We start from the raw sequence: 25,565 nt of genomic DNA, 5'->3' as shown, positions 1-25,565 counted from the left end.
GCTTCGGATGATCGCAAGTGCCGAGACCCAGTGTCGGTCGTTCGGCGCCGGTTGAAGGCGTCTCGAAAGCGGTCGCTCGTTCAGGTGAAACGGTGCGGCAGGAAGTGGGCCGATTGCCGACAGTCCGGTCCTCGGTGCTTCTCCGCGGAAAGCTGCCGTTGAGTTGTCAGCGCAAGAGGTGCGATGATCTGGTCGGGCACACGCCGACGCGTTCCAAATAATCCATTCTGCCGTTCCGGTTTCAGTTTCCATGGCGATTACCCCTGAAACGCAGTTATGCTGATGCTTCGAAAGGGAGGACAAGTTGATCGCCCCGCTCACCCGGAAGAAGAAGGACGGGACGCTGTATACGCGCCCCGACAAAGTCGAGGCGCTCCTCCCCGCCCTTGGCGTCCTGTCGCGCGATGGACTGCTCGAGCGGGCCCGGATCCGCAATCGAAAGGATCCTGGCTACGTGCCCAGCGAATGTCTGGTTCATTTCATCCGCGCCAGTCGTTGCGAAAACTCCGACGCTTCGTTCGAGCGCCTCTACAAGGCGCTCGCCGAGCGCGTCATGCGGGCGGTGCCGATCGCTTCGGGCGGCACCGTGTCCGCCACTGACGAGCGCATCCGCGACGCGGTCTTCGACAACTTCGTCGACTTGCTCGCCAAGGACCGCGCGGAGCCCGACGACAGGCTCGACTTCTTTGAGGCGCGGTTCGATCTCGCCATCAAGCGGCTCCGGCTCGACGCCCAAGAGCGGGTGTGGCGCGAAGCGAACCGCGGCGTTTCCATGGACGACGAGGAGGGCGGCGCCGCTGAGGCGGCAGCCTCCGCCGGCACGACCGACCCGCTGGACGCCGAAATTTTTTCCGATCCGCTTTTCCGGGAGAGGCTCTACGTCGCGATTGACGCCCTGCCACCAGAACAAAGCAGGACCATGCATCTCCTGCTGATCGGGTGGCAGATCCATTCGAGCGACCCGTCGGTCATGACGATCGCTAGGGCCCTGGACTGCTCGGATCGGTCAGTTCGCAACTATCGGGACCGGGCGCTAAAGACGCTTGGCGCCCTTTTCAATCCTGGGGACGACGAATGACCGCCACCAACCCGCCGCTCGCGCTCGACGCCGTGCTCGACCTGTTCCAGATGGAGGAGGTCCACGACGGCGATGTCCTCGCCCGCTACGTCGCGGCCCATCCTCAGTTCGCGCTGCAGCTGATCGACTTCTCCCGTCTAATCGCCACGCCCGACACCGAGGACGAGGGCGGCCTGACCGCGACCGAGCAGTCCCGCGTCGACGCGGCGTGGATCACGCATCAGGCAGCCCGGCCCAAAGCCGCGACTAACGCCGATCCCTTGGCTCGCCTTTCCGGCGACGTGGGCAAGGCTCTCGCCGTTAAGCTCGGCGTGCCGCGGCAGGTGATCACCTGCATCCGCGAGCATAGGGTGCTGGCCTCCAGCGTCCCGACGCCCGTGACGCGCGAGCTGTCCGTGGCGCTGGGCGTTCCTCAGCCGCACGTGATCGCCGCAATGGCGCGACCTCCGGCGGGGATGGCGGCGACCAGAAGCTACAAGTCGGACGGTCCACCCGGGTCCGTCGCGCAGACCACGTTCGAGCAGGTGCTGACGGATGCCGGCGTATCCGAAGCCGACCGCGTTCGGCTGATGGCCGACGGCTGACCCGTGGACGCAATCGAGCTAGGACGCCGACGCGCGGCGGAACTGCACGCCAGCGCGGTCGCGCGGGGACTCGATCCGACGGATCCCTACGCCTTCGCGGTCGCGATCGCGAAGGATCGCGGCCTCGACGTCGATTCAGCGAATCCAGGTGCCACGGTCCTCGACAACGGACGCGCGACGCTGGTTCCGGAGGATGACCTCATCATCCATGAGAACATCGGGTCGCCCTTCGAGCGGGCGTTCCTCGTCGCTCATGAGATCGGGCATCACGAGCTGGGGGACGGAACCTCGTCCCCGACGGTCACTGAGGCGGATCCGGCCCGTGGCTCGGAGCCCTCGCCGACCGGCATCGACCGCGTGGTAGACTATGGCCGCCGGCAAAGACGCGAGGTCCAGATGGACCTCTTCGGCCGGGAGCTCCTCCTACCCCGTGAAGTGGTGTGCCGCCTCCACCTCGAAGATGGTCTGACCGCGTCCGACATCGCCGAGCGGATGCAAGCCCCGTTCGACGTCGTAGCGCAGCAGCTGTTCGACGGTCTCCTACTCCCCGTGATCGAACCCGACGACAAAGTCCGCGAGTTCCATCCGCTGAATGAGGCCCAGGCGATCGCTGCGGCCCATCGCGGCGGCCCCTACTTGCTCGAGGCAGGGCCCGGCACCGGCAAGACTCAAACCTTGACCGCGCGGGTCGTTCAGCTGCTCGACGAGGGCGTCGATCCCAAGCGGCTCCTCGTGCTCACCTACTCGAACAAGGCAGCCGGGGAGATGGCCGACCGCATTGCGGCCGAGCGTCCCGAGAAGGCAGCGGCGATGTGGATCGGCACGTTCCACGCCTTCGGGCTCGACCTCATCCGACGCCTCAGCGCCGAATTCTCGCTTCCCGACAATCCGCAGTTGATGGACAGGGTCGAGGCGGTCGAGCTGCTCGAGCGGGAGTTCCCGAAGCTGGCGCTCGAACACTATCAGGATCTTTATGACCCGACGCGGCTGATCGGCGACATCCTCGCGGCGATCTCGCGAGCGAAGGACGAGGTGGTCACCGCCAAGGAATATGCGCGGCACGCGGAGGCCATGCTCGTCGCTGCGGTCGGAGACGAGGCACGGACGACCGAGGCGCTCAAGTCCACCGAGGTGGCGCGGGTCTATGCGCTATACGAGAGGATCAAGCGCGAACGGCGGGCGGTCGATTTCGGCGACCTGGTATCGCTCCCCGTCGAACTCCTCGAGCGGCGCACTGACATCGCCGCGAAGCTCGGCGGAATGTACGACCATCTGCTCGTCGACGAGTATCAGGACGTCAACCGCGCCAGCGTTCGGCTACTCAAGGCGATCCGCCCAACCGGCGATAACCTCTGGGTCGTCGGCGACGCGCGGCAGTCCATCTACCGGTTCCGGGGAGCGTCCCCGATCAGTACCTCCAAGTTCACGACGGAGGATTTCCTTGGTGCCGTGTCGGGCAGGCTGAAGGTCAACTACCGCTCGTTCGACGAGATCGTCACGGCCTACTCCGCCTTCGCGGTCAGAATGACGGCGAGCAAGACGGAGACGCTGCTTAAGGCGGACCGTGGTCACTCTGGGATCCCGATCGAGCTCAGGACCCGCGCCATGAAGGACGAGCAGTCGGTCGCGATCGCCGACTGCGTCGCCGAGATGCACGAGGCCGGCTTCGCCTACCGCGACCAAGTCGTGCTGTGCACCGGCAACGAGCGGCTCGGCGTGATCGCCCGGGACCTCGAGCGAATGGGCGTCCCAGTTCTATTCCTCGGCAGTCTGTTCGAGCGCGGCGAGGTCAAGGACCTTCTGTCGATGTTGTCGCTGCTCGCCGACCGCCGGGCGATGGGCCTCGTTCGCGCCGCAGGCATGACTGAATTTGCCATGTCGCTCGACGACGTCGGCGCCATACTCGCGACTCTGCGCGACGACGAGCGGGAGCCGCTCGATTGGCTTGCCGCGCGACGGGACCTGCCGATCTCCGCGGACGGCCATGCCGCGTTGGACAGGCTCGCGGAGGCGCTTGAGGGCTTCGACGCCGACACGCCGCCTTGGCGAGTCCTCGCCGTGATCCTCCTCGACCGAACCCGCATCGCCGCCACTATCGCCGTGGCGCAGTCGGTCGGCCAACGCAGCCAGGGCATCGCGCTTTGGCAGCTGATGAACTTCCTCCGCGTGCAGCCGCGCGAGCAGGGAAAGGCCGTTCCCCGCCTATTGGACCGGATCAGGCGGCTCGTGGCGATCGGCGACGATCGCGACCTTCGCCAGCTACCTGCCGCCGCGCAGGGACTGGACGCGGTGCGGCTCATGACGATCCATGGCGCCAAGGGCCTCGAGTTCCGGTGCGTCCACCTCTCGGGCCTCAACCAGGACACGCTCCCAAGTCAGTCAAAGGCGCCCGCATGCCTCCCGCCGGAGGGCGTCATCGCGGGATTGACCGGCGATGTGAAGACGGCCTTGCGCGATGGGGACGCGGAGGAGCGGGAGTGCCTATTCTACGTCGCGCTGTCGCGCGCGCGCGACCGACTCGTCATGTATGCGGCCACGGAGAAGGCCAACCACTCCGCCAGACCCCTGTCCGAGTTCCTCAACCGCCTCGGGGCGGCCGTTGCGCGGTCCACGCCCGATCTGCTCCGCAAGCTGCCTCCCGCCCCGGAGGACGAGCCGGTCACGCTCGTGATCGACGGGACGATCCGGCTGCGGGATTCGCAGGTGGCGATGCTGGACAAGGACAAGTGCAGGCGACGCTTCTTCTACACACACGTGCTCGGCATTGGGGGGCGCCGGACCGAGACCGACTACATGAGGATGCACGAGGCGGCTCGGTCCGTCGTCCGCGCGGCGGTGCGGGAGGGGCTCGACCTGTCGGATGACGCGCACCTCCGTGCCGCCGTCGAACAGGCCTGCGACGATCATGGTCTCGACACTCCCGGCAGCTTCGCGGAGCTGCGGACGATGGCGATCACGCTGGTGACGCGGTTCCGGCAGTCTCGCTTGGCCCACCCCGCCGAGATCCCGGCAGCGGTGCCGCTCAATATCGGCTCCGATCAGATCGTCTTCAACGCCGACGATGTCCTTGTCGACGCGCGGGGCGTCCGGATCTACCGGCGCATCCGAACGGGAGCTTACCGCAAGTCGGACACCGAGAACCTCGGCGTAGCCACCGCGCTGCTCGCCCTCGCGGAGAGTGCACCTGGCGCGGCCGCGGAGGTGGTGCACCTGATGAGCGATCAGGTCACCGCGCTCGACATGACGACGCGCGTGCTCGGCAACCGACGTGAGCTGCTGGATAAGGTCGTCGCGGGAATCCGCGACGGTTCGTTCCCCGCATCCCCGTCACAGCGCATCTGCCCGGGGTGCCCCGCCTTCTTCATCTGCGGGCCCGTCCCCAGCGGCTCGCTGCAGAAAGTTTTCTGATCGCCTTTCCGGTCGGCAGTGTCCGTTCCGATTGTCCCTTCGTGACAGGGTTGACCCGGCTAGACACGAAGGAAAAAGCAAGATGAACACCCCCGAACTCCCCGAATACGACGACGTCGGCGACGCGATCCGCGAGGGCCGCCCCCTGCTGGCGGCAAAGGCCTACCGCATCCAGTTCGCGCTCGACGGCCTCGACTTCCGCCCGCTCGGCATCGCCGACCCGATCCCGGTGGGCCGCCAGATCCTCGAGGCCGCGGGCCTCGAGCCCGAGCGCGGCTACAGCATCTTCGCGATCCTCGACACCGGCGATTTCGAGGATGTGCGCCTCAACGAGACGTTCGACCTCCGCGGGGCCGGCGCGGAGCGCATTGTCGCCTTCCTGACGGACCGCGACTTCAAGTTTGAGGTCAACGACCACGAGGAACGCTGGGGCAAGCCGACGATCAGCGGCCGTATCCTCGAGCAACTCGCCAAGCCGGGCCCCGACGAAGCAGTCTTCCTCGAGGTTCGCGGCGGGACGGACGTCCTGATCGAGCCCGCGATGCTGGTCGACCTCAGCGCGCCGGGCATCGAGCGCTTCTACAACGCGAAGCGCCCGACGGTGGAGATCGAGATCATCGTCAACACCCGTCCGCGCACCGTGCCGGGGCCGGAGGTGACCTTCGAGCAGATCGTCGAAATGGCCTTCCCCGGTCCGCACGAGCCGAACGTCGTGTTCTCCATGACCTACCGCAAGGCGGCCTCGACGCCGCATGCCGGGGAGCTTGGCGCCCACGGCTCGGTCACCATTAAGCAGGGGACGGTCTTCAATGTCACGCGCACTGTTCAGTCGTAACGCCGACCTCGCGAAGCTGCGCGAGGAGGGCTATTTCGTCCAGATCGTCGGAGGGTTCCTCATCATGCGCGAGGTCCCCTACGTCGACGCCGACCGCAAGGTGCGCAAGGGGACCTTGATCTCAAGCCTGGCGCTGGCCGGCGACCAGACCAGGCCGCCCGACACGCACGTCGTGCATTTCGACGGCGAGTACCCTTGCTTCGCCGATGGCGCCCGCATCGCCGCGATCGCCAACCAGACGACCCACTTCGACCTCGGCCACGGTCTGACCGCCGAGCATGCGTTCTCGAGCAAGCCCGACGGCGGCTATCGCGACTATCACCACAAGATGACGACATACGCGTCGATCATCGCGGGGCCGGCCGCGGTGCTCGATGCAACTGCGACACCCCGGCCCTATCGCGCGCTCGACGAGGAGGACGCCGACAGCGTGTTCAACTACGTCGAGACCGCGTCGGACCGCGTCGGCATCGGCGCGTTGACGGCGAAGCTGGCGGGGCACCGTATCGCAATCATTGGGCTCGGCGGCTCGGGCAGCTACATCCTCGACATGGTCGCGAAGACGCCGGTGGCGGAGATCCGCATCTTCGATGCCGACGAGTTCCTCCAACACAATGCTTTCCGGGCACCCGGCGCGCCGAGCCTCGACGAACTCCGCGAGGCGCCGCTCAAGGTGGACCACTTCAAGGGGATCTACGAGCGCATGCATCGCGGCATCACCGCGGTGCCAGTCGCGATCGCGCCGGGTAATCTCGACCTGCTCGACGGCATCGACTTCGCGTTCCTGAGCCTCGACGCAGGCGAGGCCAAGGCGGCGCTGGTCGAGCGGCTCCACGCGCGAGGCGTCGGTTTCATCGACATCGGCATGGGGCTGGAGCTAGGCCACCGAGGCCTCAGCGGGATCCTTCGCGTGACGACCAGCACCCCGGAGACGCGGGAAACCGTCGCGTCGCATGAACGGATCCCGCTCGCCGGGGGCGGTGCCGGCGACATCTACGCGTCCAACATCCAAGTCGCCGACCTCAATGCGCTGAACGCAGTGTTCGCGGTCATCAAGTGGAAGAAGCTGTGCGGCTTCTACTGCGACCTCGAGAACGAGCATCATTCGACCTATACGCTCGATGGGAACATGCTGCTGAACGAGGATCAGTCATGATGCGGCATTCCGACCTCGAACACCGGTTCGTCGAGACGTTTCCGGAAACGCTTGAACCTGGCGTGCTCTACGTGTCGATGGAGTTCGGAAGCGCTGCGCACAGCTGCTGCTGCGGCTGTGGCGAGGAGGTCGTGACACCGCTCACGCCGACGGATTGGAACATCAGCTACGACGGCGAGACGATCACGCTGCACCCGTCGGTCGGTAGTTGGACGCTCCCATGCCGATCGCATTACGTGATCCGCCGCAATCGGGTGATCGAAGCGCCTCCTTGGTCGGATGCGGAAGTTGCAGCTGAACGTCGACGCGACCGTCGGGCGAAGGCGGCGCATTATGGTTTGAATGAAGTTTCCGAGGTGGCCGTATCAAAGGTGAATGTCGAACGATCTCAAACACTACCAGCCGCCTCCGGATGGAAAAAGCGCTTCCTCGGTTGGCTGATGGGATCAAAATCTTAGGCGACCGCTTGTCAGGGTTCTGCGCGCTTCAACCGCGCGCAGAACCCAACCAATTTTCATTCGATGAGTCGATCCAAGCGACCGGAGCGAATGGCAGCTTTAGGACTCGTTCACAGAAGCGGCGCGTGACCGAAATTGGAGCGCGTAGCTGCCGTCGCGAGCTTTATGAACAAGCGTCCGCTTACGTTGTCTGCGCGCCCGAAAGCGGACCGGCGGCTCTCCACCAGAACCGGCCCTTCGGCACCCTGCCCACCTTCTGAACGAACGTCTGTTTACGAGGATCGCTGCCCGAAACCGGACAAGCCGCTATCCACCAAAAAGCAACCCTTCGGGCGCTGCCCCGCCCGCCTAAACGAACGTCAATTTTATGACGGTGGGCGCCCGAAAGCGGCCTGGCCGCTATTTCCCATCAGCTTCAGACGGACATCAACCTCGCACTGAGATACTTCTACAGCTTACTAGCGTTAAACAGAATGTGATCTCGTTATGGATCATATTTTGAACATCTTGCGCTGCTGCTAGGCCCTGACTTTGGTCGCACGTTCCGAAATTGTTGAACAGTCACGAGGCGGGAGTAGATCGCGTCGCCACGCATCCGGCGGTTACCACGCTCGCGCGAGGCCTGCCTGGGCATTTCAACCGGGAGCGGGCTGGCCTCTTCAGCACGACACTTCCAGACTTTCTTGCGTCCTAAGAACTTCAGAATAAGATTTTCGGCGCGGCCAAGTTGGTGGTCAAGATCCGGACGAGGCGACAATCTTCGAGATGGTGCCGCGGCTGGAGGTTCAGCTGACGGCAACCATGCAAAACCAGCGGTCCGTGTCAGTCAGCGCAAGAACCTGCGATCATTGCCTGCCACCCGAACGATCTCCGTCTAGGATGAGTTAGCCGCTCGAAACCGGACAAGCAGCTCTCGACCGTAGACAACCTTCAACCAATCCATTGGTCCGAACCGCATATCGCTTCCAGCGTCGATCAAGTAATCCGGGGTCTCTCAACACGCAGGCCAGCGGGTCAACAAACCGCTTTTAGCCGCCATCGGTTGGTGCTACAAATGCTACACAAGTCGCCAATCCGCGCCTCGCTAAGTCATTGTTTTTATTGGATGTGTGTTCTCGCTGACGCCTCCCGTAGGGGTCACCATCGTTGGTTTTTCAACGACTTAGCAGGGTCGGAGGCACAAAAGTCTCACACTTTTGTCTCGCAGTTGTCGTCCGCGATCTCGGTTAATTCAAATGATCGACAGCCCGCCGGCGCAGCCGTTCCAGGAGCGCGGTTTAAAGCCTGTGGAGGGGCAAATCTTTGTCGTTGGCGACCCGCACGCCTACGTAGCCTTTCGGCGATCTACGGGTCTTGTAGGCGCGCAAAACGAAGAGTAGAATTCCATGACGTCGTTGACGATCCTGTCTTCCCGACCATCATTGTAAAATCGTGTACTTGCAAACACTTAAAGATTTTAAGAAGCGCTGCGCGTAGCACACCAACGTAGCACTCAGTGACCGTCAAATAATATGGGGGGCCACTTGAGCACGAGGCAGTATGCCCGCCTCGTTCGCGAGTGGATCATCGGTACCCGGCGGTTAACCGTAGCGCCCCCATTTGCCGGCCAGCACGATGATGACCGTGCCCTTGGGGTGTGGTGCGACGTTGGACGAGCGCTATCGTGAAGGAGGACCCGAGACTCAGCCTGGGGGGCACATCGAGACCAGCGGAGTTGGACCCGTGCCTGAGGGCATCGTCCTGCTTGTAAAACGGGCGCTTCTCGCGAGACGGGGGATTCGGCGAGCGCAATCGACGCGGCAAAAGATGGGTACCGCTACGTAATAGTAGCCCCCTCCGGGCCACTGCGCCGAAATAGTAGGTGAAGCAGCCGACGGAGGGGGCGGTCGTAGTAGCGGTCGATCATGGGCGCAATGGAGATGCAGACGACGACCATCGCCGCTGCGCAAAGGGCGGGTGAAAGATCGGCTCTCGCCCCGATGCCAGCCGCTAGGGAGAGCAGGGGCTGGTGGATCGCATAGATCGCAAAGGAACTGGTGGCGCCGAACCGCGACGCCCAATTTTGCGAGCGCGTTGCTAGACCTGCCAGCAAGATCAGCGGGGACCCGACCAGAACGAAGCAGATATTCCACATCACACTCGACGGCATTTGGAAAACGCCGAACGCTAGTGCGCCCAGCGCGATGGGGTGCAGCGTAAACCGCGGCAAACGGTTTCGGAACCGGTAGAGGGTGACGCCGAGTGCGATCGAGAAACTTGACCGTAAAAGCCCCGCGGCGAAGTCTGCGCGCATGGCGCCACCCAGATCCTGCCCTGCCAACGCAAGCCCCGTCAACATTGCGCCGGCGGCCGCCACAAACGTCAGCAACCGACGAGTGGTAATGAATGGCAAGGCAAGTGCAAACCCGAGATTTGCGTAGAGTTCGAACAAGAGTGACCAGCTTGGGCCATTGAGCGGCGACACGGCCCCGGCGGAGAACGTCGTGTCGGGCGCGGGGAGAAAAACAAAATACGCGAGCGCTGCGGATATCCAGCCGGGTGTATCGCTGCCGACCGCGATCAACCCGGCCACTCGGATGAGGCCTAGCGCTCCGCCCAGAACGTACAGTGGCATGAACCGTATCAGCCGCACCCGCATAAACCAGAGCCATCCCGTTTCGAGTATCGGCCGCTCGTAGGAATGCGCGATTACAAACCCGCTCATCGTAAAAAACAAATCCACAGCAAGACCGCCGGATGGAAATAACCACGGCATTCCAAACAGATCTATACAGTGAAAAATCACAACACTGACCGCTGCGTAGCCCCGCAAGGCATCAAGCCCGAAAAATATCTCTGATTTGTCAATCTTGCTCAAGCGACCACCCCAAGTCACATGAGAGATTATATTAATATTACAGACAATAATATTTTTGTTATAACGGGATTGATCTCTATTTTGCACTTGTGCTGGAATTATGCTGGAATTGACCAGCTTCATTCTCGCAACCGCGGAAAGGGAAGACGCATGCCTGCGACACCGACGGCCGCAGTGGACGCGGCAGGCCCGATTCTTCAATTTACTTCGTGGCTCGCGATGAACTCTAACCTTATATCAAGTCCGTGCGCGTCTGGCCCAGCATCCGCCCGATGCCCTGGCTCAAAAAAACATCGCACGGTTATTCTCGCCCGGGTATCGCCCTGCCCGCGCGACGTTCGACTGCTTCCGCGAGCTTTGCACGATCCGCAACGGGCAGACCTGCGGCGAAGGCGACGGCGCGGCGCTCGACCGCCGCGCGCACCGTCATGTCCGCGCTTCGCGCTCGATCCAGTGCGGCGATCACCGCGGCCTGATTCACCGGGTCTTGCCGCAGGAGCGCAGCGGCCTCCGCCTTGGCCGTGCGGGAAACCGCGATCGTCGGCCCCATCGCCTGCCGCGCCTGTCGCAACGCCTGCCGGAAGGGCCGGCGGGCGGCCGCGGACAATTCGGCCCCCGCGATGCGCAGCGAACCCGCGTTTAGCAAGCGCCCGTCGGTGCGCAGCCACGCGTATCCGGCGACGAGGGCGCCTGCGAGAAACAGATTGAGAATGACCGAGGCGAGCAGCCCGATACGCAGTTTCGCGGTCATCTAGCGATCCGATCCCGTGATGTAGCCGAAAGACGTGCTGCCATTTATCGCGCCCATATCGGCAGCGGCACCAACCCCGTGGCCGAGATCGATCGGCACGCTGATCGCCACCGCCGCCGAACCGGCAGCCGCCCCTGCAAGCGTCGCCGCGATCCCGACTCCCGACCACCACCAGCGCAGCCGCAACGCGGCACGACGGGTCGCGATCGTCCCGCTGGCGACAATCATCGCGGCAAGGTCCTGCGCACGACCTTCGACCCGCCAGCCGTCCAACCGCGCGTCCAGACAGGCGGCTTCGGCGAGAATCGCGCTACCCTCGCGCGTCGTGGCGAGGCGGGCGGCCTGCTCGTGGTACCGATCGGGCCAGCGGGCCACGACGGCGCCGTAAGCATCGGCCAGATCCCGGAAGCGGTTCATAGTCAGCGGATCAGTCATAGACGTCGTCCTCCTGCGACGAGGAAAGCCGGGCGCGCAACGTGCGCCGTCCCCTTGCCAGCAAAGATTCCAGCGCCTCGATGCTGACGTCGAGCGCGGCCGCCGCCTCCGCCCCCGACAGGTCCTGGTAATGGACCAGCAGGATCGCGTCGCGCTGGCGTTCGGGGAGGCGGGCGATGGCCGTGCCGATCGTCCGATCGCGCTCGGCCTCGATCAGGCTCGCCTCCGCATCCGGGGTAGGATCGGGCATGTCCGGTACAGCGTCGCCCGCCATCTCGCGGCGGCGACGCAGTCGGTCGCGACACAGATTGAGCACGACCGTATGGAGCCAGGTATCGAATCGCGCCGTGCCTGGCTGCCAGTTGGCGGCGGTCCGCCAGACGCGGATAAACGCGTCCTGGGCAACGTCTTCCGCTGCCGTACGATCGTGCAGCATCCGCGTCGCCAGGCCGAGGATGCGGGGCAGTTTCGCGGCGACCAGCAGCCGCGCGGCCGCCGTATCGCCGCGGCCGATCCGTGCGAGCAGAGCGGTATCCGGATCGTGATCGTGCAAGCCTGATCTTTCGCGCCGCCATGATTTCCGTCGTCGCGTCAGTAGCTGGTTTCACCCGAGTTCGCCGCCGCCCCTCCCACAGACGCCGGCCCCGGTTGCGGTCGCCATCCGGACGGGCGAGGCGGCATACGACCGCATGTGGCGCGAGCTACAGCCTGCGCTCCGGGAGCGTACGCTCCCGGAAACCGTCGATCAGCGGTATCGCCAGCCGCCGTGCCGGCGATAGCGGTGCCCCCAATAGCGGTTGGCATGCCAATACCCGCGCCCCGGGTAAAAGACGCCGACCCGCGGGGCGGGCACGACCACGACGCGCCGGACGCGGTTGGGGATGCAGCGACCGTAAGCGCCACGGTGAAACCGGGGGCCGCAACCCTGCCGCGCGTCGGCGGGCATGGCCGTCGTGATGGCGGTTCCGACCGCCAGTGCGGCCAGCAAGAGCTTTTTCATGACATACCTCCTGACGTGAGCGACGCCGATGGCGCGGCGTCATGGAGCGTTCAACGACGCAAGACACCGTTTCCGTCGCGCCTCCGAAAAAAAGCGCGGTTTTTTTTCACTTGGAGCGACGACGGCCCGCGGCAAACCTGAGGGCGCTCCAGAAGGCGTTCACGAGCGGGGCGCCATCCGCACCATCGTGACGCCGTGCGGCTGGACCACCGCCGAAAAGCTGCCCTTGACTGACGCCGTGGTCGCGCCCGTCCACAGATCGTCGATCCGCATCGCCAGACGTGCAGGATAGCCGATCTCCGGCCACGCGACCGAAATGCGGGCCGGCGCTTCGCCCCGGTTCACGAGCGCCACGGCCCGATCGCCGTTCGCCAGCGGACGCGCCCAGACTTCGCTGTCGCCGTCGTCCCTAACCCGCCGTCCCTGCGCGCCGAGCGCATCCTGATCGACCGCGATGACGGCCTTGTTGAGCAGAATAGACCGCGTATCGGCCGTCATCGCAGCAACGTCGTTCCCCGCGATCAGGGGTGCGGCCATCATCGCCCACAGACTGAAATGGGTCCGATATTCCACGTCGGTCATCCCGCCATTGCCGACTTCCAGCATGTCGGGATCGTTCCAATGGCCGGGGCCGGCATAGGGATAGAGCGGCTCGTTCTTGTCGACGATATCCATCATGCCGAGCGAATAGGTCACCGGCCCCTTCCAGGCGTCGCGGATATCCCCCGTCGTCCGCCACAGATTGCCGATCTTCGCGCCCCATTCCCACGGGCGGTTGTTGCCCCATTCGCACATCGAGAGGACGATGGCCCGACCGGTCGATCGGAGCGCGTCCGCCATCAGCGCATAGGCCTCCTCGGCGTTGCGGACGCCGGTCGAGCACCAGTCGTATTTCAGATAGTCCACGCCCCACCGCGCATAGGTGATCGCGTCCTGATATTCGTGGCCCTGGCTGCCGGGACGGCCACCGCAGGTCTTGCGTCCGGCGTCGGAATAAATGCCGAACTTCAGCCCCTTCGCATGGACATAGTCGGCGAGCGCCTTGATCCCCGACGGGAATTTGGCCGGGTCCGCGGTGATGACGCCATCGGCGGTCCGCTCACCGTGCCAGCAATCGTCGATGACGACATACTGATAGCCCGCCGCCTTCATGCCGCTGTTCACGATCGCGTCGGTGGCGTCGCGAATGGTCTGCTCGGTGATCTTGCAGCCATATCTGTTCCAGCTGTTCCAGCCCATCGGCGGCGTCATGGCGAGCCCGTTCGCGGTGCGGCCGGCCTCGCGCGACGGGCGCACGGTATTGGGATCGACGAGCTGGTCCTGCGCCGCGGCGCCGCTCGCCGACGCGAGCAGACCCAGAAGGATGGCCGTATGATTGAGGGTTTTGATCATGATGATGTCCTGGGTGTGCGGCTAATGGCGGGTACGGTTCGCGGCGGCGAACGAGAAGGTCAATCGCCCCGAATAGCTGCCGCTAGCCACCGCAGGTTCGCCGCTTGGTCCCGAATCCTCGGGGCTGATGAACTTCGAGCCCATCGCGGGAATCGCATTCAGGACGGAAATGTCGCCTGCGGGGAAATCCACCGTCGTGTTTGGAAAGTCGTCGCGCCGCATGCCGACGCGCAGAAACGCGGGCGTCGCACTGGACACCGCCCATGCGCCAGTTGGCGTGTCGAAGCGCGCCCAGCGCAATCCCGAAAAATAGCCGGCACGGTCGGGCGTCGGCAGCGTCGGGTCGTTGCGAACGGCGATATCATGGACGCCGAGCGTCGTCCCGCGCAGGCGGTTCTGCCAGACGGGTGTCGGTCCGTCGAGCAACCCGCGCACGTGCGTTACGTCGGCGAGCGGATGATCGAAGCCGACGTCGTGATAGAGGACGCGCCCTGCCAGCGTGTAGCGATAGTCGAGCGCGAGCGAACCGTCCGCCGCGAGCGTCCAGCGCGCGCGGTCGAGACCACCCGCCCCGTCCGCCTCGACCCAGGCCTGCGCCTGCCCTGTCGCAGCATCGCGGCCGATGCCCGACGTCAGCGCAAGCGAAGGCGCGGCGGCGCGGGCAAAGCGCGAAGCTTCGTAGCCGAGCCTTACCGACGCGACCGAAAACGGCTTGCCGCTCGATCCGTGCACATTGGTGATACGGATCGCCGCGATGGGCCCTGGCGGCATTGCGAAGCGATCGGGGTCGCGTGTCCCGCGCTCGCCCGCGTAGATCGTCCTCCACGTCGCGCCATCCGCGGACGTCTCGAGCGTGAAGCCAGCCCAGGCATCGCTGCGACCGTCGGGCAGCTTCACCTCGACGAGGTTCGTCATCGTCGGTTTCGCCGGGCGATAAAGCATGCCGTCACCGACAAGCGGCGTCCAGACCGGCTCGTCCTTCGTCTTCGGGCCGATCGCGACGAGCCGCGGACCATTGGCGAGCGCCAGCAATTGCCCGCCACGGGATATATCGCGAAGCAGCCCGGTCTTCGTATCGAACCTCGCGACGACGTCACCGGCGGACAGGTCGATCGTGTCGCCGTTGCGGACCGCTTGCGGGATACCCGCCACGTGGCGCGTCGCGAGCCTGGGTGTCGGAGCGGCGCCGCCCTGGATCGGCCAGACCCACGTCCAAAGTTCGGCGGACCCGTTTCGTGCGGTGATCGACAAGGCGTCCGCCTCGCGCCAGTCGCTCGGCAAGGCCAGCGGCAGCACGCCCGTGGCATGGGGCGGGATCGATGCCGTCGCCACGCCCCGATGCAGGACGCGCGGGGTGACCGCGGCATCGTCCGGTCTGGCGAAGCGGATCAGCGTCCACTGGAACTGCACCGCATCCAGCGGCGTGAAGTCATACCCGTTGGTGACGCTCAGGCGCCCGTCGAACGCAGCATCCAGCTTGGGCGCGGCGATCTGCACCGGCGACCAGATATCGCGCACGGTGTAATAGCTCGGTTCCTTCTCGTGCCGCGCGCCGAGGATGCCGTCGGGCGCATTGGTGCCGAAATTGTCGATCCGCCCATTCTGGTCGGTGCGCGCGATGCCTTCGTCGGCGTATACCCAGATGAAGCCGCCCGCTCCCTTGGGCGATCCCGCGATCGCCCGCCAATAATCGTCGAGCCCCGACCCGGCCCCGCCGTCGAACAGGCCGTGCATGAATTCGGTCGGCATCAGCAGGTTGGGCGTCGCGAGCCGTCTGACGACGTCGGCGTAGAGCGGATAATGCTTCGTATCGACGCCGTCGTGCAATTCCCAAGGGTGCATGACCTTGCGACCCTGCGGATCGTACAGCGCGAAGTCGCCGTCCAGTTCGCGGTTCCAGCCGCCTTCGTTGCCATTGTCCCACAAGATGATGCTGGGACGGTTGACGTCGCGTTCGATCATCTCGCGGACCAACCGGCGCCCGACCTCGGTGTCGTGCGCGTGCTGCCAACCGCTGAGTTCGTCGATGACGTAGAGCCCGAGTTCGTCTGCCGCCTCCAGGAAGGATTCGTCGGGCGGGTAGTGCGACATCCTGACCGCGTTCATGTTCATCGACTGGATCATGCGGACGTCGTCGTAATTGTCCTTGCGGGTCAGCGCACGCGCGGTGTCGGGGCGAAAGCTGTGCCGGTTGACGCCCTTCAGCAGGATGCGCTGGCCGTTGAGATAGAGCCCCTGCCCCGGCCGCACCTCGAACGTGCGGAAGCCGAAGCGTTCCCGCGTGCGATGGATGACCGTATCGCCCTGGTACAGCGTCAGCGCGAGGCCGTAGAGGTTGGGCGTCTCGGCGGTCCACAGCTTGGGTCCGGCGATCCGCGTCGCGAGACGGACGCGGCCGGCGCCGCCGGGCGGGATCGGCGTGCTGAAGGGCATGCCGACCGGGCGCCCGCCGGGATCCAGCACCTGCGCTTCGACGCGGGTCACCTCGCGCGGTGCCGCGAGAGTCACGTCGACGGTGAGGTCGCCGGTCGCGCGGCCATCGATCGCGCTGTGCTCGATCGCCTGCGCGGGCGTCGCCTCGAGCCACACCGGACGGAAGATCCCGCCGAACACCCAGTAATCGGTGAAGCGTTCGGCCTTGTTGGTGTCCACGTTGGCCGACGCCTCGGCGACATCGACCTCGACGACGTTGTCGCCACCGATCTTGACGAGCTTCGTGACGTCGAACGAGAACCGGTAGAAACCGCCCTGGTGGACCGGCCCCGCCTGGACGCCGTTCACGGTGACGCGCGTGTCGGTCATCACGCCGTCGAAAACCAGGCGGACACGGCGATCGGCCCAGGTCGCGGGCACGGTGAAATGCCGTCGATAGATGCCGTGGTTCTTCCGCCGGCCGGGATTCTCGTCGCCATACTGGTACGCACCGAAGCCGTGCTGCTGCCAGTTGGAGGGGACGGGAATCCTGGCCTTCTCGCCGGCGCGTCGGTCGCCGTCGATGGTGAAGTCCCAGAGGACCGCATCGTCGGGGCCATGCCCGGACAGCATCAACCGGTCCGTTTCGGTGGACCCCGGCCGGACGGTGTCGGATTTCGCCGCGGATTGCGCCTGTGCCATCGTCGCCAGCGCGAAGACCGCCGCACCGGCCAGAATCGTTGTTCGAAACGGTCGTGCGGTCATCGCGCCTCTCCTCTGAGCATTCCGATGGCATCGATCGGTCGCCGGTTTCGCGGAGTCTTTCGCCAGCGGCATGATGACTGTCAATGATTTATGCCAGCGGTGGCACAGATGGTTTACAGCGCGATCTGGCTTATAGGCGCCCGATGGACGGGGCCGATTGAAGGGGCCGATCGAAGGGGCCGATCGAAGAGTCCGATCAACGGGAGAGCGACGAGGCATGAGCGACTATCGATCGATCACGATCACCGATGTCGCGCAGGCCGCCGGGGTATCGATCCGCACGGTGTCGCGCGTCCTCAACAACTCCCCGAAGGTAGCCGCCGCCGCGCGCGAGAAAATTCAGGCGACGATTGAGGAGATGGGCTTCAGTCCCAGCAGCCGTGCGCGCGCGCTGGCCTCGGGGCGCTCGTCGCTGATCGGCGTCGTCCAGGACGATCCTAACGCCCATGTCATCGGCGTCTTCCAGCGCGGAATCGTCGACGTGTGCGCGGCAAAAGGATACGAACTCGTCGTCCACCCGGCAAAATTCGACGATCCCGACCTGACGCGCAATATCGAGGACTTCGCCCGCCGCTCCCGGATCGACGGGCTGATCGTCCTGCCGCCGATCTCGGAAGCATCGTCGATCGCGCTTGCCCTCACGAAACGGGGGGTGCCCGCGATCGGCATCGCCTCGGTCCGCGTGCCGGGCTATCCGGGGGCGCTGGTCAGCGAGGAACGGATCGCCGCCGGCGTGCTGGCGGAGCATCTCATCGGACTGGGGCACAGGCGGATCGCGATCGTGACCGGGCCGCTCGCCTTCCACTCCGCGACCGAGCGCGAACAGGGCTTTCGGGGCGCCCTGGAAGCACACGGAATGGCCCTGCCCGCCCGGTATGTCCGCGAGGGCGATTACGGCTTCGCGAGCGGCTATGCCGCGGCCGGGGCGCTGCTCGATCAGGCGGACCCGCCGACCGCGATCTTCGCGTGCAACGACATCATGGCCGCAGCGGCCATCAAGGCGGCGCACGAGCGCGGCCTTGTGGTGCCTCGCGACCTGTCGATCGCGGGGTTCGACGACAGCGACATCGCATCGATGGTATCGCCTGCCCTCACGACCATTCGCCGCCCGCTACTGGCGATGGCGCACGAGGCGACCGAGCGGCTGATCGGGATGATCGCGGACCGCAGCATCACCTGTCTGCCCGACCACCGTATCGCGCTTTCGCTGATCGAGCGGCAGTCGACCGGCCCCGCGCCCGCCTAAGCCAGACGCGACGACGGGGCATCCTCGATGCCCAGCTTCGCGAGGTGTTCGCCGATGCGGTCGAAATTCAGATCGGCGGTCTCGGGGTACAGGCCGACATCGAGCGCCAGATCCGTTTCCAGACCTCGGCTCACGGTATCAATCCGCGTAGAGGTCACTGAAAAAGCGCGGTATGCCCGGTCGAGCGCGACGGTCAGGAGGCCGACATCACCCACCGCCAGGTCAAGACTCTCGGGCATACCCTCAGCCCACTGCTCGTGATCGACACCGCTTTCGGCGACCAAGCCGGCGTCATCGATATTGCGGATGCAATGGCGCCCTTCCCGCCCGCGCGTGGCAATGCATATCCGGGTTTGAGACGGGTCATCGGATCGGTCGACACCGCAGCGGCGAACTATGCCCGGACTCTTCTGCGCACGCTTGCCCCGGCGATCAACGCGACCTTCGCGGTGGACGGGTTCGATCTGCTGACCGCAAGTTTTTCGATGGTCACGGCGCGTCCGGAAACGCTTGTGCCGATCCAGCGCGCGCCGCATTTCGACTCGACCGATCCGCTGTATCTGGCGGTCTTGCATTACATCGGCGGCACCGCGGGAAGCGGCACGGCATTCTACCGCCAGCGCGCGACCGGGATCGAGCGGGTGACCGACGCCAACCGCGCCGCCTTCATCAGCGCCGCGCTGCGGGATGCTGCGGACTGGGACGGTTATATCGGAACGTCGAACCCGTCGTTCGAGCAAATCGGTGCGATCGCGGCGGTGCCGGATCGCGTGATCGTGTATCAGGGAAGCCTGTTGCATTCGGGCACGATCCCCGATGACCTGAGCTTTAGCGAAGACCCGCGGGTCGGCCGGCTGACTGCCAATTTCTTCGTGCGCGGACGCCCCCGCGCCTGACCGTTCAGGCCGCGGGTCGAAGCGCTTCGATCTTCGGCAGCTTGGCCGCGGTTTCGTGGATCGCACGGCGCACCGATGCCAGCTGCGCCGCATTGTCGGCGTCGCTCATCGTGTCGAGCAACGGGTTGTAATCCCGGGCGCGGACGCCCTGTCCGGTCAGCACCGCAAGCCAGCTCGCGTCGCGGAACAGTTCGTCGGGCGACAGCATGATGCGACCCGAATGGCGGAACTGGTCGATCCTGTAGGCGAGCGTCTCGGGGATCGGCATCGCCTGACAATGGCGCCACAGCGGCTCCGACCGGCCGCGGGTCAGGTGGTAGTGGAGGATGACGAAATCGCGCACCTCCTCGATCTCGCGCGCCGCGATCCGGTTATACTGCTCGGCGAGCAACGCGGTGCCGGTACGGCGGGGGAACAGCGCCAACAGCTTGCCGATGCCGCTCTGGATCAGGTGGATGCTCGTCGACTCGAGCGGCTCGATGAAGCCGCTCGCCAGCCCGATCGCGACGACGTTACCGACCCAGGATTTGCGGCGGCGTCCCGGCGTGAAGCGGATCAGCCGCGGCTCGGCGGTCGGCGCGGCGTCCATCGCCTTCACCAGAGTATCGCGCGCGGTATCGGGCGACTGGAACCGCGTCGAGAAGACATAGCCGTTGCCGACGCGGTGCTGGAGCGGGATCCGCCAGCGCCACCCCGCCTCCTGCGCGATCGCCTGCGTATAGGGGGTGCGATCGAGCTCCGGCGCGGACGGTGCGGCCCAGGCGGCGTCGCACGGCAGCCAGTGCGACCAGTCCTCATACCCCGCCGCCATCTCCTGCTCGATCAGCAGCCCGCGAAACCCCGAACAGTCGATGAAGAGGTCGCCCGGCACCGTCTGGCCGGTCTCGGTGACCAGCGCGCGAATGTCGCCGTTGTCCTGTCGTTCGACGCGGGCGACCCTGCCCTCGATGCGGATCACGCCGCGGCTTTCCGAAAGGCCTCGCAGGTGTCGTGCATAAAGCGCCGCGTCGAAATGGAATGCGTAGCCGAGCGTCGAGAGGAGCGAGCGGGGATCGTTGACGGGTTTGGCGAACCGGCGCGCGCGCGCCGCCTGCGTCGTCAACGAATAGTCCTCGATCGAAGTCGCGTCGCCGCCCAGTCGGGCCCGCGCCAACCGGTGCGCCATCATCGCCGCGTCGCCCGGCGCGCCATAGGTCCCGAACGGGTGGAAATACGCGCTGTCATCGCCCTGCCAGCCGCGAAACTCGATCCCCAGCTTATGGGTCGCGCCGGTGTCCGCCATGAACTGCGCTTCGTCGAGACCGATCAGGCTGTTGAACCAGTGGATCGTCGGGATCGTCGCCTCGCCAACGCCGACGGTACCGATCTCTTCGGACTCGACGAGCGTAATCTCCGTCCCGCTGCGCGCCAACGCCTTCGATAACGCGGCCGCGGTCATCCAGCCGGCCGTCCCGCCTCCCAGAATGACGACGCGGCGAACCGGCTCCGCCATGATCAGCGCGCGCCGCAGCCCGCGGTCGACGCCGGTCGCTTCACCGCGAGATAGACCGTGCTCCAGAGCTGCGCCGCGTTCGATTCGTCGGCGTCGGCGCCGCTCTCGCCGAACGCCGCGATCCGGTAGCCACCGCCGGTGTAGCGCCACGACCAGAGTTCCGAACTCTGCACGCTGCGCCCCGCGTCGATCGCATCCCACAACTTGGTCTGCGTCGCGACGAGGCTGGCGCAGACGGACGGCGACAGGTCGGTCCGCGCGATCTGCCGCGCTAGGCCCGCCGCGACCAGCGCCTGCTGCCATGACCAGATCACGGTGCCGTGATACGCCGCCGGACCCAGGCGCGCCTGCCACGTGCGATCGGCGAACACCGGATTGGCGACCAGCATGCCGACACCGGTCATCAGGCCAGCCGGGAACGGCCGCGCGATCGTCGTCGTCGCGACATCGAGCGCCTTTGCATCGGGGTGGCCGAACAACAGCGCGAAGCCCTCGTCCGAATGCAGGATCGGCACCGGCTTGCCCGCACCGTCAAGCGCGATCGCATTGTAGCGGAGCGGCTGGTTTGCGACCGCAGCAAGCGCCGGGGCGGCCGGTACCCCGACGCGTGCGGCATAATCGGTGATCGCCGCGCGCGCGGTGGTCGGGGCGACCGTCAGCGCGAACAGCCCGGATGCACGGGACGACCAGATATCCGCCATCGCCGACACCTTGGCGAGCAAGGCCCGATCCTCTCGCGTCGCATAGGGCGCGAGCAATCCGGCGCGGTTCATCGCGTCGATCGACTGCAACGCAGCGGGAACGAGGACCGCATTGATGTCATAGGGATAGCGCCCGCCGCCGAGCCCGTCGTTGCTGTCGCGCCATTCGCCCGCGTCCATGCCCGGCTTCAGCGCGACGAGATTGCGCCACCGCGGATCACGCGCGAACGGCGCCGCCTGCGCCATCACGAAGCGGATATTCGTCATCAGCGCAGTACCGAGCTGCGTGCGGCCATCCCGTTCGTTCAGAAACGCCTTCGCCCGCGCCTGTCCCCGGGCGTCGTCGAGCAGCCACGCCTGCGCGACCGGCGCGAGCAGGAACGGGCTGTCGACCATGTTGTAATTGTAGGTGGGAGCTGCCGAACTGGTCTTGTCGTCGCGGCGATGATCGAGGATCGCGAACTCGCCCAGATCCTCCTCGTGCGCGACATTGCCGTCCGGTGCGAGCCGTTCGAGAACCGAGCGCAGCCCCGTCTCGACCGCGGCGGGCTGAAGCGCGGGCATTAGCAACCGCACCGACATCAGCGTATCGCGCCCGAAATAGGTGAGGAAGCGCCAAGATCCGGCCAGGAACTTCTCGTGATAGCTCAGGAACTGGAGCGCCGCGCGTGCCTGCGGATCGCGCGCCGCTGATGCATCGAGCAGGCTGCCGGGCGCGAACGGCGTCAGCGGCGTTTCCCCGGTCAGCGCGGTCACCGTCACGCCGATCGTGCCGTCGGCGGCCGCGATCAGCGTCGTTCCGTTCAACGTCCCATGATCGACGCGGACCGAAAGCCGGTACCCCGCCGCGCCATCCAGCCGATCACGCGCCCAGATCAGCGCACCGCCCTGGCTCCGTACCGGTGTGTCCAGTTCAGCAGGTGCTGTCCCAAGCGCCTGATAATCGCGCAACACGCGGATGCTGGTCAGCAGCGCGCGCTTCACGCTCAACCGTGGTGCGCGAATGGTCGCCGCGAAGGTCACGCCGTGCAGCGCGCGTCCCTTGCCATCGGTCGTCGACAGCGGACGCGCCGGAGACGGCATGCGCCATTCCGCCGAGCCCTGCACCGGATCGAACCACAGGCCGACGCCACTGTTGCCCGCCGGAAACGCGACCAGCACACGGGGATTTTTCCCCGACCGCAGCACGACGTGGGCCGCCACGGGACCGTCCTGCGTGAAGCTGTTGAGGTTCAGTCCCTCGCGTTGCGCAGCCTGGCCGGAAGCCGCTGCGCCGGGGCTGGACACGGTGGCGGCAAGGATCGCGGCGGCGAGAAACAGGGTGCGGGTCATGGTCGTCCGATACGCAAGAAGACGACCGGGCGCGAGCACCCGGTCGTCGGACCGATCACAGCTTGATCGTCGCGCTGAAGATCGCGTTGCGACCATAGATCGCGCGGCCGTAGAAATACCCGTCGACGATCGTCTGCGTCTGCCCCTGCCGCGGATTGCCTTCGGTAAAGCCCTTCGCGTTGGTCAGATTGTCGACGCTCGCATTGAGGTTGATCATCGGCGTCACGTTCACGCTGATGCCCGCCGAGAAGACGTTATATTCCGGCAGGGCGATCCCGTTGCCCGCGTCGGCGAAGATCTTGCCGACATATTTCCAGCGACCGTAGATCTCGCCCAGCCCGTTCGGCAGGATGAACGACGGCGTGACCGTCAGCAGCTTCTTCGGCGTGCGCTCGGGCGTGTTGCCGTCATAGCTGCCGGTGATCGGCGAACTGAACGTCAGGTTCGTCAGCTTGGGATCCTGGTACACGCCGATCACGTTCAGGCTGAAAAACCGGACCGGACGGATATCGGCGTCGACCTGCACGCCGTTGGTACGGCTGTCCGCCAGCGCGTTGGTCTGCTGACTCTGATTGTCGGGGTTGATGATCTGGTAGGACAGGTCGTTGATCTGCGTGCGGAAGCCGATCACCGACGCGTTGAAGCCAGGCCACTGGAAGCGCACTCCTCCCTCATACAGCGTCAATCCGGTCGGCTTGTGCGTGCCGCCGGTGTCGCCGCCGTTGGTCTGAAAGCCGTAGGCGCCGCGCGCATACAGCGAGATGTTGCGCGTCAGCGTGTAGTTGATGCCCCCGGTATAGGCGAGCTTGTCGAAGCTGTCGGACTGGTGCGTATAGGTCCCGTCGAAGGTTGCGCCGACGTCCTGGTACAGGCCGGGTGTACCCGCAGGGACCGCTGCGTTGACCGCCGCCTGGTTACCGATGTCGACCGAGACGCGCTGATGCTCGTACCGCGCACCGAAATCGATGTGGAGGTTTTCGCCGATGCGCAGTTCGTCGTTGAAATAGCCGGCGATCGAGTTGACCTCGTCCTCGAATATCCCCTGCCCCCAGTTGCCGTAGTTCACCATGCCGTTGTTGGTGAGCGATCCGAGCACCTGTCCGCCGGCATCGATCGCGACGAGATCGTAGACGTGCGAGTCGTCGGTGACGTCGTTGATCACGGTCGCGGTGGCCGACTGATCGTTCTTGCGGCGGACGTTGTAATACATCCCGCCGACGGTCAGCGAGTTGTCGATCGAGCCGCTCTTATAGTCCCATTTCGCCCCGAAATCGCTGCCGAAGTCCTTGGTCGCCAGCGTCTGGTGATTGAGCACGGTCTGCTGAAGAAGGCCGTTGCCGTTGAGCGAGGACAGCGCCGCGGTATTGCTCGCCGGGATCACCGCGCCGGTGCGGATATCGCGCAGGCCGTATTGCGCGGTGCCGGGGAAGGCGAACTGTGCCGCCTGAAAATAGGTGAAGGTCGCACCCTGGATCGGTGTCAGTCCGGCAAGGGGCGATACGGCGGGATTGAGATAGTTCGCAGCCGACGTCAGGCCGGCGGTGCCAGACCCAGACCCCGGGAAGATGCCGTTGAAATCATATTTGCCGTCCAGATAGCGGACATGCGCGAACAGGCTGACCGCGTCCGATACCGGCTTGTCGATGTCGATACGGTAGGTATTGGCCTTGACCTGGTTGCCGAGCGTGGAGCTGAACGGGCGGATCGCGTTACCGGTATTCGGGCTGTTCGGCACGAGGAACTGCGTGAAATAGCGACCGCCGACATCGTCCTTCTTCAGGTCGAGGCCAGGCACGCTGCTGATGTTGCCGCTGCTGCTCACCTGGAACGGCATGTCGGCATAATAGGGATTGCGCTGGTCGATCCGCTTGTAGGTCAGCCGCACCGTGCCGCCATCGTCGAACCGCTTCTCGAGGATCGCCTTGACGTTATAGCCCTCGAACGTGAACGGCGTCCGCCGCACGCCCTTTTGCGAGGTGACATAGCCACCGACGCTGAACGCCAGATTATCCGCGATCGGCGCCGAGAAATACCCGTCGCTGCGCAAATCGCCGTACGTCGCACCGGTGAAGCGCATCGATGCGGTCGCCTTGTCGTAACTCGGCTTCAGCGAAATGAAGTTGATCGTCGCGCCCGCGCCATTGGGGGCGAGCACGCCCGACGTGCCACCCTGGACCGCTTCGAGCCGCGCGATCGTGATGTCGTTCTGGAAATAAAAATCGGCACCGCCACCGCCGTACAGGATCGGCATGCCGTCTTCTTCGAGCGTCACGAACGTCTGCGCACCGCCGCGCAGGCCGCGCACCGAATAATTGTTCGACGTCGGTCCGGCGGTTCCCTCGACGAACACGCCCGGTACCAGCTCGAGCGTCTCGGCGGTCGAACGCGGCGCTTTCCGCGCGATGTCGGCGGAGTCGGCGAGCGTCACGTTCGACGAGCTGTCGAACAGCGTGCGCTTGCCCGACGTGTTCCCGGTGACGATGATCTCCTGCATCCCGCCGTCATCGGGGCTCGCCGGATCGGTTGCGGCAGGAGCAGCCTCGCCTGGGGTCTGCGTGGCGGCATCGGCGGGCGGTGCGGCTTGTTGCGCCAGCGCCGGGCTGACGACCAGCGCGCCACTGGCAAACAGCGCGGCGCGGAAGGACGAACGAAAAGCGATCATGGCATTCCTCTCCTGACGCAGTGTCGATCTTCCGGTCGGCTACCGCTAACCTGGATCATATTGGATCCTTTTCTCGATTGCTATTTCGACAGCGAAACAATCGCT

19 protein-coding genes are annotated in these 25,565 nt (G+C 65.3%); 8 read left to right on the top strand and 11 right to left on the bottom strand.

Annotated elements, in window-relative coordinates:
* Nucleotides 1–304: 304 nt before the first annotated feature.
* The 6 genes from ACLBWL_RS14270 (at nucleotide 305) to ACLBWL_RS14245 (ending at nucleotide 7,519) form a co-directional block, all read left to right on the top strand.
* Complete coding sequence (locus ACLBWL_RS14270; protein WP_137898430.1) at nucleotides 305–1,078, top strand: DNA-binding response regulator; 774 nt, start codon at nucleotides 305–307, stop codon at nucleotides 1,076–1,078.
* On the top strand, nucleotides 1,075–1,662 hold the full coding sequence (locus ACLBWL_RS14265; protein WP_447794121.1) for a hypothetical protein: 588 nt from the start codon (nucleotides 1,075–1,077) through the stop codon (nucleotides 1,660–1,662). Before ACLBWL_RS14270 ends, ACLBWL_RS14265 begins: the two co-directional genes overlap by 4 nt.
* A 3-nt stretch (nucleotides 1,663–1,665) precedes the next feature.
* A complete protein-coding gene (locus ACLBWL_RS14260; protein WP_447794119.1) occupies nucleotides 1,666–5,070 on the top strand; it encodes a UvrD-helicase domain-containing protein in 3,405 nt (1,134 codons plus the stop codon).
* A gap of 82 nt (nucleotides 5,071–5,152) precedes the next feature.
* On the top strand, nucleotides 5,153–5,905 hold the full coding sequence (locus tag ACLBWL_RS14255) for a multiubiquitin domain-containing protein (protein ID WP_137898427.1): 753 nt from the start codon (nucleotides 5,153–5,155) through the stop codon (nucleotides 5,903–5,905).
* Entirely contained in the window at nucleotides 5,880–7,061 is a 1,182-nt protein-coding gene (locus ACLBWL_RS14250) for a ThiF family adenylyltransferase (RefSeq protein ID WP_447794117.1), read from the top strand. Before ACLBWL_RS14255 ends, ACLBWL_RS14250 begins: the two co-directional genes overlap by 26 nt.
* On the top strand, nucleotides 7,058–7,519 hold the full coding sequence (locus ACLBWL_RS14245; protein WP_447794116.1) for a DUF6527 family protein: 462 nt from the start codon (nucleotides 7,058–7,060) through the stop codon (nucleotides 7,517–7,519). Before ACLBWL_RS14250 ends, ACLBWL_RS14245 begins: the two co-directional genes overlap by 4 nt.
* 1,816 nt (nucleotides 7,520–9,335) lie before the next feature.
* On the opposite strand, the gene ACLBWL_RS14240 is transcribed toward ACLBWL_RS14245, so the two are convergent.
* From ACLBWL_RS14240 to ACLBWL_RS14210, 7 genes are all read right to left on the bottom strand, one after another.
* Nucleotides 9,336–10,499 carry an acyltransferase family protein gene (locus tag ACLBWL_RS14240; protein ID WP_447794114.1) on the bottom strand — a complete coding sequence of 388 codons (1,164 nt, stop codon included), beginning with the start codon at nucleotides 10,497–10,499 and terminating at the stop codon, nucleotides 9,336–9,338.
* A gap of 178 nt (nucleotides 10,500–10,677) precedes the next feature.
* Entirely contained in the window at nucleotides 10,678–11,127 is a 450-nt protein-coding gene (locus ACLBWL_RS14235; protein ID WP_447794112.1) for a periplasmic heavy metal sensor, read from the bottom strand.
* On the bottom strand, nucleotides 11,128–11,562 hold the full coding sequence (locus ACLBWL_RS14230; protein ID WP_447794110.1) for a hypothetical protein: 435 nt from the start codon (nucleotides 11,560–11,562) through the stop codon (nucleotides 11,128–11,130).
* On the bottom strand, nucleotides 11,555–12,157 hold the full coding sequence (locus tag ACLBWL_RS14225) for an RNA polymerase sigma factor (protein WP_447794414.1): 603 nt from the start codon (nucleotides 12,155–12,157) through the stop codon (nucleotides 11,555–11,557). The genes ACLBWL_RS14230 and ACLBWL_RS14225 overlap by 8 nt, the downstream gene beginning before the upstream one ends.
* Before the next feature lie 150 nt (nucleotides 12,158–12,307).
* A complete protein-coding gene (locus ACLBWL_RS14220; RefSeq protein WP_447794109.1) occupies nucleotides 12,308–12,562 on the bottom strand; it encodes a GCG_CRPN prefix-to-repeats domain-containing protein in 255 nt (84 codons plus the stop codon).
* Between the two features lie 159 nt (nucleotides 12,563–12,721).
* Nucleotides 12,722–13,954 (bottom strand): glycoside hydrolase family 27 protein, encoded by a 1,233-nt coding sequence (locus tag ACLBWL_RS14215; RefSeq protein ID WP_447794107.1) that lies wholly within the window; start codon nucleotides 13,952–13,954, stop codon nucleotides 12,722–12,724.
* A 21-nt stretch (nucleotides 13,955–13,975) separates the two neighbouring features.
* The gene (locus tag ACLBWL_RS14210; protein WP_447794105.1) at nucleotides 13,976–17,131 is read right to left on the bottom strand and encodes a glycoside hydrolase family 2 TIM barrel-domain containing protein; all 3,156 of its coding nucleotides are present in this window, start codon (nucleotides 17,129–17,131) and stop codon (nucleotides 13,976–13,978) included.
* A gap of 217 nt (nucleotides 17,132–17,348) precedes the next feature.
* Here ACLBWL_RS14210 and ACLBWL_RS14205 point away from each other — a divergent pair, with 217 nt between their 5' ends.
* Nucleotides 17,349–18,377 carry a LacI family DNA-binding transcriptional regulator gene (locus tag ACLBWL_RS14205; RefSeq protein ID WP_447794104.1) on the top strand — a complete coding sequence of 343 codons (1,029 nt, stop codon included), beginning with the start codon at nucleotides 17,349–17,351 and terminating at the stop codon, nucleotides 18,375–18,377.
* Here the strand turns inward: ACLBWL_RS14205 and ACLBWL_RS14200 are convergent.
* Nucleotides 18,374–18,616: a hypothetical protein gene (locus ACLBWL_RS14200; RefSeq protein ID WP_447794102.1), complete on the bottom strand. Its 243-nt coding sequence runs from the start codon at nucleotides 18,614–18,616 to the stop codon at nucleotides 18,374–18,376. The genes ACLBWL_RS14205 and ACLBWL_RS14200 overlap by 4 nt on opposite strands.
* A gap of 18 nt (nucleotides 18,617–18,634) precedes the next feature.
* On the opposite strand from ACLBWL_RS14200, the gene ACLBWL_RS14195 reads away from it, so the two are divergent.
* Nucleotides 18,635–19,273 (top strand): DUF6445 family protein, encoded by a 639-nt coding sequence (locus ACLBWL_RS14195; protein ID WP_447794100.1) that lies wholly within the window; start codon nucleotides 18,635–18,637, stop codon nucleotides 19,271–19,273.
* A gap of 4 nt (nucleotides 19,274–19,277) precedes the next feature.
* Here ACLBWL_RS14195 and ACLBWL_RS14190 read toward each other — a convergent pair whose 3' ends face one another.
* Genes ACLBWL_RS14190 through ACLBWL_RS14180 form a run of 3 tightly spaced genes read right to left on the bottom strand, consistent with a single transcriptional unit; the run spans nucleotide 19,278 to nucleotide 25,460 of the window.
* Nucleotides 19,278–20,765, bottom strand: coding sequence for a tryptophan halogenase family protein (locus ACLBWL_RS14190; RefSeq protein ID WP_447794098.1), 1,488 nt, complete (start codon nucleotides 20,763–20,765; stop codon nucleotides 19,278–19,280).
* Nucleotides 20,766–20,767: 2 nt separating this feature from the next.
* Nucleotides 20,768–22,798 carry a hypothetical protein gene (locus ACLBWL_RS14185; RefSeq protein WP_447794096.1) on the bottom strand — a complete coding sequence of 677 codons (2,031 nt, stop codon included), beginning with the start codon at nucleotides 22,796–22,798 and terminating at the stop codon, nucleotides 20,768–20,770.
* A gap of 55 nt (nucleotides 22,799–22,853) precedes the next feature.
* Complete coding sequence (locus ACLBWL_RS14180) at nucleotides 22,854–25,460, bottom strand: TonB-dependent receptor (RefSeq protein ID WP_447794094.1); 2,607 nt, start codon at nucleotides 25,458–25,460, stop codon at nucleotides 22,854–22,856.
* Nucleotides 25,461–25,565: the final 105 nt, after the last annotated feature.

Source organism: Sphingomonas sp. M1A8_2b (assembly GCF_053345535.1).
Note: the sequence above shows the minus strand (reverse complement) of the source record. Positions and strands in the feature narration are given on the sequence as shown.